Source organism: Helicobacter baculiformis, assembly GCF_900197685.1.
Classification (GTDB): domain Bacteria; phylum Campylobacterota; class Campylobacteria; order Campylobacterales; family Helicobacteraceae; genus Helicobacter; species Helicobacter baculiformis.
Window position 1 is genome coordinate 121,597 of record NZ_FZMF01000002.1, and the last position, 12,918, is coordinate 134,514.

Below are 12,918 nucleotides of genomic sequence, written 5' to 3' on the forward strand. Positions count from 1 at the left end.
GCTATAAATTTGAATTATAAACCCCTTCTTTGATTGTTTATGGATAGAAATCTCGGCAAATGTGGTGCGTCTGTTTTTAGCGATGGAATGCGTAATTTGATGTATGGCTTTTGTGTCTAGTGCTAGAAGTATGAAAAGGGTGCACTGGCCTACGGGGAGAGCGCGTTGGAGCTAGTAGCTCTATAAATCTCTACGAGTGGAATTTGTATAGGATAGGAACTATCTCTATCCTACGGGCAATACTACTTCAAAGAGTCTAAAACATCTCAGTATTTGAAGTTTTGCTTTAGGCAAATGCTCCACAATCCATCAATTTTCGGTAGCGCGATGTTAAAAAATCATCAGCTTGGACTAGGGGAAGTTGTGTTAGAAAGTAATCCTTAATAGCAAGACTTGCCTCAACTTTATCGCGGTGAGCTCCTCTTTGGGGCTCTAAAATAATATCATCAATTAGCTTTGCGCGTTTCAAGTCTGCTGGGGTGATTTTCATGGCTTTAACCGCTACTTCTACTTTACTAGGATCGTTCCACAGGATCGCTGCACAGCCCTCTGGTGAGATGACGCTAAAAATGGAGTACTCCATCATCGCTAAGCGATCTGCCACAGCGATCGCTAGCGCGCCCCCGCTCCCCCCCTCACCAATGATAATGGAAATCGTGGGCACTTTAAGAGTTGCAAACTCTTGCAGATTCTTAGCAATCGCCTCGCTCTGCCCTCTCTCTTCAGCCCCAATCCCTGGATAAGCCCCAGCCGTGTCTACCAACATGAGAATGGGCAAACCAAATTTTTCGGCGAATTTCGCGCTTTTCAGGGCTTTTCGATAACCCTCCGGGTTGGGCATGCCAAAATTACGCCGTAACTTGTTTTTGGTGCCCCGTCCCTTTTCTTCAGCAATCACGACTACAGGAATCCCGCCGATCTTACCAACAAAGCTAACAATAGCCTTATCGTCGCTGAAGTGTCGATCGCCAAAGATTTCATAGCGATTTTCCAAAATCAACTCAATGTAATCCATTGCATAGGGTCGATCGGGATGTCTAGCAAGTTGTAGGCGCTGATAGTCTGTTAAATTAGCATAGACACTCTTGATTTCTTTCGTTAAGCGTTTTTCCAAAATCTCTTGCGCATCAGAGTCACCCCTGATTGCTGCCATCTCAATATCATCTTGAAGCCCTTTAATGCGGGTTTCAAAGTCTAGATAGACTGCCACTTGCCTAACCTAGACAGCCTTGAAGACCACCACCGCATTGGTGCCCCCAAAACCAAAAGAATTACTCATGACTGCTTGCAATTTGGCATCTCTAGCCTCATTGGGAATATAGTCCAAATCGCAACCCGGATCCTTAACCTCTTGGTTAATGGTGGGTGGCATCACACCCTTTTGCAATGCCATCAAGGAGATAACCGCCTCAATAGCACCAGCTGCACCTAAACAATGCCCAATCTGTCCCTTAGTAGAACTCACGGGTGGCACATTCTCCTTACCACTAAAGACATTTTTCAACGCGATGGTCTCATAAAGGTCATTGTAGCTAGTACTTGTACCATGCGCATTAATATAACCCACCTGAGCTCCGCATTTGCTTGCCATCTCTAAAGCACCCTTCATGGCACGATAAGCGCCTTCGCCATTAGGTGCAGGTGCGGTGATATGACTAGCATCTCCACTTTCTCCATAACCCACTAACTCGGCAATAATATGCGCCCCGCGCTGTTTAGCACTTTCGTACTCTTCAAGCACCAACGCCCCCGCACCCTCGCCCATCACAAACCCATTACGCCCCTTGTCAAAGGGTCTAGATGCTTTTGAAGGCTCATCATTACGATTAGATAAAGCACGGATAGAAGCAAAGCCTCCAATACCAACAGGGCAGATCGTAGATTCTGCACCCACAACCAGCATGCGATCCGCACCCTCCAAGAGGATAGTTTTGTAGGCTTCAATAATGGCATGAGTACCTGCTGCACAGGCAGTTACGCTAGAAACATTAGGTCCTTTAATTCCATATTCAATGGATACAAACCCCCCAATCATGTTTACTAAGGCAGATGTAATAAAAAAAGGATTGACCTTTCTAGGACCCTTATCATAGCAATAGATCGAGTTGGCCTCGATATTGCCTAAACCCCCAATCCCAGAACCTGAGCTAATACCCATCTTATCTGCAAATGTCTCAGGGCATCTGCCCTCTACTAAAATCTGACTTTCTGCCATTGCTTCTTTGCTAGCAAGCAAAGCTAGTTGGATAAAGCGCCCTGCCTTTTTAACATCCTTAAGATTCATGACAGAAGCGGGATCAAAGTTTGTAATTTCAGCAGCAATTTGCACAGGAAAACCCGTTGTGTCAAAACAGGAAATCTTCTTGACTCCACACTCCCCGCGCACAATGGCATTAAAAGCAGTCTCTTTATCTAGTCCTAGGGCATTCACCATTCCCATGCCCGTTACTACAACCCTACGCAACAACTCTCCTTTATAGTCAACGCGCCAAGACTAACGCGCCACTACGCTAGTTTATGCTCTTCAATAAACTTAATCACATCACCAACAGTTTTAATTTTTTCCGCTTCTTCATCGGGGATGTCAATTCCAAATTTTTCTTCCAAGGCCATGATGAGCTCTACCACATCTAAAGAATCCGCATTGAGATCCTTGATAAAATCCGCCTCTTCTGTCACCTGTGATGCACTCACATTTAACTGCTCTACAATCACTGCCTGGATTTCCTCAAATAATGCCATAAACTCTCCTACTCAAATTTTGCAATCAAGCTTAAATTCTAGCCTAAAATCACTTCAGCAAACTTAAAAAGGTTATTTGCGCTCTAACACATCTACGATCCGATAGAGAAAATAGATAATCACCAATAATAAAATTAGAATGACAAATGACATGTGTTCTCCTTGCTTATTCTACATATACAAACCGCCGTTGACCTTGAGCGTTTCGCCAGTAATATAGCTAGCTAAATCGCTAAGCAAAAATGCCACAGCCCCAGCTACTTCTTTGGATTCCCCTAATCGCGCTAAAGGAATGCTTTTAAGATATTCTGCTTTAAGTTCGTCTTTTAATCCAGCATTCATATCCGTTAAAATAAAACCGGGAGTGATGCAATTAAAACGGATATTACGCAAAGCTCCCTCATAGGCAAAGGACTTGCTCATAGAGATCACTCCGCCCTTGCTTGCTGCATAATTAGTCTGCCCCATGTTTCCCCTTTCAGCAATCACAGAAGAAAGGTTAACGACACTCCCAAACTTTTGTTTGCCCATTACCTTTAGAGCCTCGCGACAGCCCACAAAAACCGATTTTAAATTGGTTTCTAGTACTTGTAAAAATTCTTGGGTTTTCATACGCACAGCCAATTTATCTAGCACAATTCCGGCATTATTGACCAAGTAGCTTAAGCCTCCATCGCTATCTGCAATGGTTTTAATCCCTTCCACAAATGCTTCTTCGCAGGTAACATCAAATTTCACCAAAGCAGCACGCCCCCCAGCTTTCTCGATTTCCTGCTTTAGAGTATCTGCTTCTTCATGATTAGAGCGGTAATTAATCCATACTTTCAAAGGCTGGTCATCTTTATTGCGATACCCTCCCAGCAACAACGCGATGGCGCGTCCAATACCTCGATTTGCCCCAGTTACTAGCACATTGTGCCCGCTAAATTCCATGAAAAACCCTCCTAAAGTTTCGATTCGTAACGCCTAAGCATGTATAGGCGTTTTAAGATTTTCTTTTTAGCGTTAATTTTTTGTTTTTTACGTTTTTCAGTTTTAGACTCAAAAAAACGCCGTGCACGACACTCTGTTACGACTAAATTACGATCTGTCTGTTTCTTAAAACGCCGATAAGCTTCATCAAAGCTATCGCTCTCTCTGACTTTGATCCCGGGCATGCCATCACCTACTTTCTCGTTAATTTGTGCGATTTTAACAAATTTTTGTGAAATTTAACCTAAAATCGCGCAAATTTTGTTATAATGCATTTTTTGGGTGCTCATAGCTCAGCTGAATAGAGCAACAGGTTGCGGTCCTGTAGGTCGGGGGTTTGAATCCCTCTGAGCACACCATCTTCTAAAAACTTTAATATCCTTGATCGATCATAGCGTTCGCGACTTTTCTAAATCCAGCAATATTAGATCCCAAAACTAAGTTTGTAGGATCGTTAAACTCTTGGGCAGTCTGTGCGCTATTTTCAAAAATCTCTTTCATAATTGTGCGTAATTTGCGATCTACTACTTCGAAGGTCCAAGGATGCATGCTGGCATTTTGTGCCATTTCCAATCCGCTTACAGCCACCCCACCTGCATTAGCCGCTTTCCCGGGTCCATAGCAAATTTTGGCCTTTAAAAATACTTCGGCAGCTTTAGTACTAGAGGGCATGTTGGCTCCTTCTACCACGCATTTACAACCATTATTTAAAAGTGTATGCGCATCTGCAAGACTAAGTTCATTTTGGGTTGCACTAGGGAAAGCAGCAAAACAGGGCACACTCCATACTCCATTGGTACCACTTTTGTAATCTTTAACATCCGTATATTGCGCATTCCGCTTATGTTGTGCGTACTCTTCTATGCGTCCGCCGCGCACCTCTTTGATTTCCTTAAGTAGGGACAAGTCAATCCCTTCGGAATCGTAAATCATGCCCTTTGAATCGCTGGCTGTTACAGGGATAGCTCCTACTTCGTGGAGCTTTTCAATCGTATAAATTGCCACATTCCCGCTTCCAGAAACGCTACATATCTTGCCTGCTAAATCTTCTTTTCTAGCCCCTAGCATTTCTTGGGCAAAATACACGCAACCATAGCCAGTTGCTTCTTTTCTAACCAAACTGCCACCCCAATCTAAACCTTTACCGGTGAGCACACCATCAAAACGATTTACTAACTTCTTATAGCGCCCGAAGAGATAGCCAATTTCGCGCGCGCCAACCCCAATGTCGCCTGCAGGCACATCGGTAAGCGCACCAATATGACGATAAAGCTCATCCATAAAGGCCTGACAAAAACGCATGATTTCTGCATCGCTCTTGCCTTTAGGGTCAAAATCACTCCCCCCCTTAGCACCCCCCATGTTCAGCGTAGTAAGCGCATTTTTGAAGATTTGCTCAAAGCCTAAAAATTTGATAATACTTTCATTGACACTAGGATGAAATCGCAAGCCTCCTTTGTAAGGTCCAATTGCCGCGTTAAATTCAATCCTGCAACCCCGGTTGACTTGGATTTTCCCTGCATCATCCATCCATGCCACACGAAAGAAAATTTCGCGATCTGGCTCCACAAGGCGTTCTAAAATGGCATGCTTTTGATAAATAGGATTTTTAAGTACGGGCGCTAGGGAATGTAGTAGCTCAGTAACTGCTTGGTGAAATTCGTGCTGGTGGGGATAGGTTTTTCTGAGTTTTTCTAAAATTTGGGCTATATACATGGGTGTCCTTTAAAAGTAATAATGCTATGTTACAAGAAACCCCCTTAATGGAATGTCATGGACGCCTATCAATACAGCGAATTACTCAAAGAACTCGAGGGCAAGTGCCAAAATGTCGCTCAAATTATCAAGCCTGAAAACCTGCAAGTTGCGCTAACTTCTTTGGAGCGCGAACAGGCTGATCCACTTTTTTGGCAAGATAAAGAACGCGCTGCCTCCAAAAATCAAGAGAAGGCTAAGATGGAGCGGTTGCTACAAACTTATCTAAATGCCAAGAATGCTTTAGTCGAAGCGCGTGAACTTTTTGAGCTCGTACAAAATGACGACCCTAGCACTCTTGCCCAGCTTTTTGAAGATGCGCCTAATTTGGAAGCGCGGGTACAAAGCATGGAAGTGGGAGTGATGTTAGCTAATGCCCATGATGGGCGCGATGCCATTGTAAGCATTCAGCCGGGTGTAGGGGGAGTGGAGAGTCAAGATTGGGGAAGTATGCTCTATAGAATGTATTTGCGTTGGGCGGAGCGTAAAGGTTTTAAGGTAGAACTTTTGGACTATCAAGAGGGCGAAGAGGCGGGGATTAAGGGTGTGGCTTTTATTATTAGGGGGGTAAATGTTTATGGCTATATGAAAAATGAGAATGGGGTGCACCGCCTCGTGCGCATATCACCCTTCAATGCTAATGCCAAGAGACACACTAGTTTTGCCAGTGTGCAGGTAAGCCCAGAAGTGGACGATGACATCGATATTGTGATTGAGGATAAGGACATTCGAATCGATACCTATCGTGCTAGCGGGGCGGGGGGACAGCATGTTAATAAAACTGAATCAGCGATTCGTATCACCCATTTTGCAACTGGCATTGTGGTGCAATGCCAAAACGATCGTAGCCAACACAAAAATAAAGCAATGGCACTCAAAATGCTTAAGTCTCGTCTTTATGAACTAGAACTACACAAACAAAAAACACAGAGCAACATGGAGGAAAAAAGCGAAATTGGCTGGGGACATCAGATTAGAAGCTATGTTCTAGCCCCTTATCAGCAGATCAAAGATGCGCGTAGTGAGATTGCCTATAGCAATGTAGAAGCAATTTTAGATGGGGATTTAGATGCGATGATGGAAGCCGTGTTGGTCTCTAAGGCACAATAAGCTAGACGCAAAAAGTCTTTAGCTATAATTCAGGGCTAAATCTGGGGCGTATTTAAGGAGAGTGAATGACGCAGGAAGAATTGGATGCCTTGATCAATGGGGGGGGGTTGGAAGCAATGGAGCCTTTAGATAAGGAAGTGGAGCGCAAAGAGGCAGAGGGCGCGGCGCACTCTAAAGATGAAGAGAAGGAAAAAAATTGGAATGATGCCTATGAGCACTATATGAAAGTGGATAAAAAGAAAGCTGAGAAATATGGCAAAGTGGATTCTGAGGAGTGGCCCCCTCCACCCCCCACCGAAGAACATAAGGTGGTGCACCAGCTCGATGATGTAACTAGAGACTCGGAGGTCAAAGCAACTCAAGTTTTTGACCAGCTAGACTACATCAGTGCCAGTTCGGAAAATATTATTAAGACGCTTAAAAAGATCAAAATGCCCCTGCAGAAACATTTAGAGATCTTTGAGACATTAGCGCAGAGCTTTCCACTCATCAACACTTTCCAAACTTCTTTGGAGGAGACTCGCGAAATTTTAAAAGGAATCGATCGTATCCAAGAAAGCGCAGAGGGGTGTTCTGACAGCGCAATGCAGGCGATGGATATTATGCAGTTCCAGGATATCCACCGCCAAAAGATCGAGCGGGTGATCAATGTCATGCGCGCGCTCACGCAGTATATGAATTCCCTCTTTGAAGGCAATATTGATGATTCTAAACGTGTGAGTTCTGCTTCTTATATCATCGGAGATGACAATGAAAGCGCAGCAAGCGAGAGCGATATCGAAGCCTTGATCGCTGCCTTTGGGAAGAAATAGTCCCTTAGATGGCTCGGGTGGAATTGCTTGCCCCTGCGGGCAATCTTAACAAGCTCAGAATCGCCTTAGATTATGGTGCGGATGCGCTCTATGGGGGTTTAGGGCAGTTTTCTTTGCGCAACCGTGCCTCTAAGAATTTTGACTTAGAGAGTTTTAAAGAGGGTGTCGCACTCACCCATGCGCGGGGTAAGAAATTTTACGCCACCCTAAACGCTTTTCCTTTCAATTCTCAAATCAAACTTTTGGAAGAGCATTTATATAAACTTGCTGATTGCAAGGTGGACGCGCTCATCATCGCTACAATCGGTGTGCTCAAACTCGCCCAAAAGCTTACCCCCCACATCCCCATCCATCTTTCCACCCAAGCCAATGTGATGAATGTGTTGGACGCACGAGCGTTTTATGAAATGGGCGTAAAACGTATTGTTGTAGCTAGAGAAATGAGCTTGAGTGATGTGGTAGAGATTAAAAAAGCCTTGCCGGATTTGGAGCTAGAAATCTTCGTGCACGGGAGCATGTGTTTTGCCTTTTCAGGGCGATGCCTCATCTCGGCTTTACAACATGGGCGCGTGCCCAATCGAGGGAGTTGCGCCAATGATTGCCGTTTTGATTATGAGTACTATATTAAAAACCCCGATACTGGCGTGATGATGCGCCTTGAAGAAGAGGAGGGAGTAGGGACGCATATTCTCAATGCTAAAGATCTGAATTTAGCTAACCATATCGCTACAATTTTAGATAGCAAGGCTGTCAGTGCGCTTAAGATTGAAGGGCGCACTAAGTCTAGCTATTATGCAGCCATCACAACTAAAACTTACCGCACTGCTATAGAGGATTATTATAATAACCAACATCGTCCCGCACTTTATCAAGCGGAGCTAGCCACACTTAAAAATCGGGGTTTCACAGAGGGATATCTCATCAAGCGTCCCCATCAGCGCTTAGATACCCAAAATTTTAAAAGCGCGATCAGTGAGGGAGATTTTCAGGTCAATGGTGAAGTGCTAGATAATGGGGAATATTTTTTATGTAAATTCACCACCAAACCTAATGAAAGCTACGAAGTGGTGTTACCCTACCAAGCTCGCGTAACGCCTGTCGCAAATGAAATTGGTAAGCTTTATTGTTTTGAAGATAGGTATTATTTGTGCTTATACAAAATTGAACTTCAAGATGGTAGAGAATTAGAGGAGATTCATAGTGGTAACACTAACCCTGTCAAACTTCCCACTAAGCTTCCTCCCCACACCTTTTTGCGCACTAAGGAAATACACTAAGCTAACGCGTATGCGTTGTCATTTTTTAGTTTTTAGTTCTCAGCCATTTTGGTAAAAAGGTATGGCGGTGCGTAGTATTGCGCTGTGGTTATGTGTTTTTATAATGTGTCTTGGTGCACATCCCTCTGTTGCTTCTTATTTAGATGGACCTTTTTTCTCTTTCGGTGTAGGGCTTGGGGGGGGTGATGCCTTAGAAAGCGAATACACGGCTTCAAATAATGCAGCGCAAGTACAGGCTTACCGCACAGAAATACAAGCTTACAATGAAGCAATCGCGAGGCTTAAGAGCAACCAAGCCCAAACCACCGCTGCACTTAAGAATCTCATTCAGCAGCTCCAAGATCTTAACCCTTCTTCATCCGCCCTTAACGCGCTCATCGCCCAAATTCAAAGCCAAATTGACACACCCGGGGCTAATCTCGAGAGTGTGATCAGTAGTGTCAATGCTTACCAAGACTATCTGAATAAAACATTCAATCAATACCAAGAGGCAAATCAACAACTGCTTAATCAAGCCCAAAACGCTCTTAATAACTATAAAAAGGAACTTGGGAACGCCACCGATCAAAACCAAGCCATCTTAAAGAATGCCATTAAAACATTTGACGATTATAATGAACAAGTTGCTAAAGTTGCCAAGGAGTTAGGCACTACCTACACCCCTTTAGCCCTACCTCCAATTTTGCAAGGAGATGTTTCTAAGCTCACTCCCAGCCAAGTGAGCCAAGCGCTCTCTACCCTCTCTAATGACATCAATCATATCATTTCTGTGGTGAGTCAAGACATCAATAAGCTCGATGAAGCAAACCAAAAGATTGCAGTCGAAAACGCCCAAAATCTTTCTAATCTCACGAATAATAAAAATAACGCCATCACTAACGCACTGAATCAAATTGCTAGCATTACACAAATTGTCGGGCGCGCATTCCGCACTCAATGGATAGATTATGCACAAGGGCACACCTTTTTTCTTAAAAATGCCGCCAATGAACAATACATTAACGCGGGTGATACCTGTGTTTTTCAAATCATTATCAATAACAATACAGATAATGTCCATGATTGTGGCTACCAAGGGGGCACTGCGCAAGCATTGAGTCAGTTTCAACAACAAGCAGCTAAATATCATCTAACCCCCCAAGATATTTGGGACACGTTATTTAACATCGGCGATCTTAAAAAAAATGTCTATATTGGTCCTTCCAACTGTTCTAACGGGGGCTGTGTAGGGGCTGGGGTGAGTGAAAGCATGGCCCAAGAGGGTATGCGCAACTTTTTCAAATTTATGAATGACTATGTTGGTGCAGCAAATTTTGAAGGTAATTTCGCCAATTCCACACTCTATACCATTTTGAGCCAAGCACTTAACAAGGGGGATTTTACAGAGGCTACGGGTCTTGTGGATGCCTATGTGAATGAATTTGTACCTGATATGCTACAAACCTTCGTACTCAATCCAGTATGGTTTATGAGTGTGATCCCCGGATCCGATGTTCCACCAGCAATCCCTCCCTCCACAGAACAAGAGCGCAATGAAGTTGTCAAGCAGGTTAATTCCGCAAGTCTGAGATATTGTTATGCCAGTCCTAGTGTGGGCTTAGAATTTTCTCAAGGCTATGGAGTGTGCCAATATAACTGGTGGGCTCATGGAATTTTCTTGGGCTATTTTGGCTATTTGAGCAATCAGACTAGCACGCTTACCAACCAACTCCAAGCCCAACTTGGCACTATCCAAACGGGCATCACTAGCGCACAAAGCGCTACCAACGCTTACAATAATTTTAAACCGAACAAACTTTACCCTATTCCAGATATCCCTCCCTACTCTACCACCCCTACACCTATGCCAATCCCCCCCGTCATTAGCGGTAGCGCAAACTCTCTACCTCAGCTTATTAAGCCCAAAGCCCCCGTCATCACTTTCTCTAGCCGCAACCTCAACATGCACTCTTTGCAATTTGGCTTGCAAACACAAGGGGGGTATCAAAAATACTTCAACCCTTTTTTTGGCATGTCGGCTTATGGATACATGGGGTATCGTTACCTTTACATCGGTAAACTGAATACAAATAGCAATTTAAACGCTATCAACCATTACACTTTTGGCTTTGGCACTAATCTTTTATTCAATTTTTATAGCAAGATTCAAAAACCCGAATTCGGACCGCCAAAAATCCGTACCTATGGTTTTTTTGCTGGTCTCTTAGGAGTGCTCAATCTGTGGAACAGCGCATTTTTAGACACTTCCGCTCAACACTGGCGCAAGAACGTTAATATTGACGGAGTTTTTGGGTTTAGCATGCGTTTCGATCGCTTCCAATGGATGTTGGGTGTGCATGTACCCTTAGTGGATGCAAGCCAACATATCAATATCTCTACTGCTCAGGGTACAGAAACTATTACTCTTGTTGATAGCTATAAAAGTGCCAGCCTTTTTCTCAACTGCGTAACCTTCTTTTAGTGTCATGTTATAATTTCATAATGTTGAGAATCCTTAGTATCGCTGTGTATTTGCTAGGGGGCATGCCTTTGTTTGCCCGTACTCTCGCCTCCTATTTAGATGGGGGATTTATTTCTGTTGGTATGAGTCTTGGTGGGGGTAATGCCCTAGAAAGCGAACGACCTACACCTGCCATCAATACCCAAACCACGCAAGCCTACAACCAACGCTTGCAAGCTTATAATGACGCGCTTGCCAAACTCAAGAATAATCAAGAACAAACCGCTATTGCCCTTAAGGTACTCATTGCTCAACTCCAAAGCCTCAATCCTAGCACTTCTGCTTTTCAAAATATTGTGAAAAGTATCGGACAGATAGACACACATAGTACTCTCTCTGACGTCATCGCTTACCAAAATGCGCTCAATAAAATCTTAAAAGATTATGCCAATGCCAACCAAGAATTGCTCAAACAGGCAGAAGCACAATTTGAGGCCTACCAACAAGCTCTCAATCAGGCTCATAACCAAGAGCGCGCAATTCTCACCAACGCTATCAAAACCTACCAAGATTTTAACCATTAGATCGCCCCAATCGCCCAAAAGCTCCACCTAACCCCCTTGAGTCTTCCGTCTCTTTTGCAAAATAACCCTAATGTCGCACAATTTACGCCAGAGCAAGTACGCGAGGCACTTAAAGATTTAAGCGCCCAAATCAATATCCTCTCTTCCACGATCAACCAAGATCTCTCAAAGATCAATGTGGCTAACCAGCAGATTGCTCAAGATAACGCGCATAATTTAGCACAGCTCACCCATGAAAAAGAGGATGCAATAAAACAGGCGCTCGCGCAGATTAGTGAAGTTTCTAAGGTGTTAGGGCGTGCATTCCGTAATGCTTGGATTCATTACGCCGTAGGCAGTGCTTTTGCACTTGACAACGCGCAAAAGGCCAACCAAACCTACACCTATAATGGCAGAACCTATGACTATATCAATAATAATTTCAGTTGCACCTTTGCGGCAATCTTGCAATCCATGCCCGGATGGAGCGGGAGCGTTTCTAAAAATTGTTCTCTTCCTAATACCCCTCAGCCCCCAAGTAGTTTACAAAAATTCGGTTTTATGAGGGTGATCTGTGGAATAGCCTTTTTGATCTCAAAACTCTACAGCAAAAGATCCCCTATATCGCTAATTCGAATTGTGCGGGTGGGACTCACAATATGTGGGATTGTACTAAGTCTATTGAGAATATTAGGAAAGATGCAAATGCCTTTTTTCAAGCCTTGAACGAATCGGTTGGAGCAGCGGGATTTGTGGGTAATTTTAGCAATTCTGCCTTGTATGCGCGACTCAAAACAGATTTAGAATCGGGCAATTTTACAGCCGTAAACGCTCTTTTAAACGCGTATGCTGGGGGTAATGCAGACATGGTAACTTACATGCTCGAAACCTTTAAAAACAATCCCGTATGGATCATGTCTGTAATCCCAGATAACGCGCCTACAACTCGAGGCCCTAACGCTCCCGACAATGTGGACTACTGCTATGCTAGCCCCGATGCAGGGCTAGCTTTCAAACAAGGTTATAAGGTGTGCCAATATAATGGCAGTTGGGCTAATTCTATCTTCTTGGGTTATTTCGGCTTTTTAGACCCCGCATTTAATAATGCTAAGCAAGAGATTGCCGCAGTCTTACCTTCCGCTCAAGCTAGCATCCAAACTGCCCAAAATGCCACACTCAATCTTGAGCATTTCACTCCGATACCTACCTATGCGCTTCCCACCATCAGCACCACCCCCCTTCCACCC

12 protein-coding genes, 1 tRNA gene and 1 pseudogene are annotated in these 12,918 nt (G+C 44.0%); 8 read left to right on the forward strand and 6 right to left on the reverse strand.

Annotated features, from left to right (window positions below; all coding sequences use genetic code 11):
- Positions 1–286: 286 nt before the first annotated feature.
- The 5 genes from accA to rpsU all read right to left on the reverse strand — a co-directional run bounded on the left by accA (position 287) and on the right by rpsU (position 3,899).
- On the reverse strand, positions 287–1,210 hold the full coding sequence (gene accA / locus C6G87_RS00820; protein WP_104751645.1) for an acetyl-CoA carboxylase carboxyl transferase subunit alpha: 924 nt from the start codon (positions 1,208–1,210) through the stop codon (positions 287–289).
- A gap of 9 nt (positions 1,211–1,219) precedes the next feature.
- On the reverse strand, positions 1,220–2,464 hold the full coding sequence (locus tag C6G87_RS00825) for a beta-ketoacyl-ACP synthase II (RefSeq protein ID WP_104751646.1): 1,245 nt from the start codon (positions 2,462–2,464) through the stop codon (positions 1,220–1,222).
- 41 nt (positions 2,465–2,505) lie between these two features.
- The gene (gene acpP, locus C6G87_RS00830) at positions 2,506–2,742 is read right to left on the reverse strand and encodes an acyl carrier protein (RefSeq protein ID WP_104751647.1); all 237 of its coding nucleotides are present in this window, start codon (positions 2,740–2,742) and stop codon (positions 2,506–2,508) included.
- 171 nt (positions 2,743–2,913) lie between these two features.
- Positions 2,914–3,675 (reverse strand): 3-oxoacyl-ACP reductase FabG, encoded by a 762-nt coding sequence (fabG, locus tag C6G87_RS00835; protein ID WP_104751648.1) that lies wholly within the window; start codon positions 3,673–3,675, stop codon positions 2,914–2,916.
- Positions 3,676–3,686: 11 nt separating this feature from the next.
- Complete coding sequence (gene rpsU, locus C6G87_RS00840; protein WP_006018650.1) at positions 3,687–3,899, reverse strand: 30S ribosomal protein S21; 213 nt, start codon at positions 3,897–3,899, stop codon at positions 3,687–3,689.
- 97 nt (positions 3,900–3,996) lie between these two features.
- On the opposite strand from rpsU, the gene C6G87_RS00845 reads away from it, so the two are divergent.
- Positions 3,997–4,073: transfer RNA gene (locus C6G87_RS00845), tRNA-Arg, on the forward strand.
- A gap of 13 nt (positions 4,074–4,086) precedes the next feature.
- Here the strand turns inward: C6G87_RS00845 and gdhA are convergent.
- The gene (gene gdhA, locus C6G87_RS00850) at positions 4,087–5,430 is read right to left on the reverse strand and encodes an NADP-specific glutamate dehydrogenase (protein WP_104751649.1); all 1,344 of its coding nucleotides are present in this window, start codon (positions 5,428–5,430) and stop codon (positions 4,087–4,089) included.
- Positions 5,431–5,487: 57 nt separating this feature from the next.
- Between gdhA and prfB the strand changes: the two genes are divergently transcribed.
- The 7 genes and pseudogenes from prfB to C6G87_RS00890 all read left to right on the forward strand — a co-directional run.
- Positions 5,488–6,579, forward strand: coding sequence for a peptide chain release factor 2 (gene prfB / locus C6G87_RS00855; RefSeq protein ID WP_104751650.1), 1,092 nt, complete (start codon positions 5,488–5,490; stop codon positions 6,577–6,579).
- Positions 6,580–6,644: 65 nt separating this feature from the next.
- Positions 6,645–7,391 (forward strand): protein phosphatase CheZ, encoded by a 747-nt coding sequence (gene cheZ / locus C6G87_RS00860; RefSeq protein WP_104751651.1) that lies wholly within the window; start codon positions 6,645–6,647, stop codon positions 7,389–7,391.
- Between the two features lie 8 nt (positions 7,392–7,399).
- On the forward strand, positions 7,400–8,668 hold the full coding sequence (locus C6G87_RS00865; protein WP_104751652.1) for a peptidase U32 family protein: 1,269 nt from the start codon (positions 7,400–7,402) through the stop codon (positions 8,666–8,668).
- 67 nt (positions 8,669–8,735) lie between these two features.
- Positions 8,736–11,129, forward strand: a complete 2,394-nt coding sequence (locus tag C6G87_RS00875) for an outer membrane beta-barrel protein (protein ID WP_233708935.1) — start codon at positions 8,736–8,738, stop codon at positions 11,127–11,129.
- A 62-nt stretch (positions 11,130–11,191) separates the two neighbouring features.
- Positions 11,192–11,692, forward strand: a complete 501-nt coding sequence (locus tag C6G87_RS00880; protein WP_104751653.1) for a hypothetical protein — start codon at positions 11,192–11,194, stop codon at positions 11,690–11,692.
- A 36-nt stretch (positions 11,693–11,728) separates the two neighbouring features.
- On the forward strand, positions 11,729–12,397 hold the full coding sequence (locus C6G87_RS00885; RefSeq protein ID WP_158653060.1) for an MlaD family protein: 669 nt from the start codon (positions 11,729–11,731) through the stop codon (positions 12,395–12,397).
- Positions 12,394–12,918: pseudogene (locus C6G87_RS00890) on the forward strand (outer membrane beta-barrel protein); the annotation flags it as partial. The gene C6G87_RS00885 and the pseudogene C6G87_RS00890, both read left to right, overlap by 4 nt.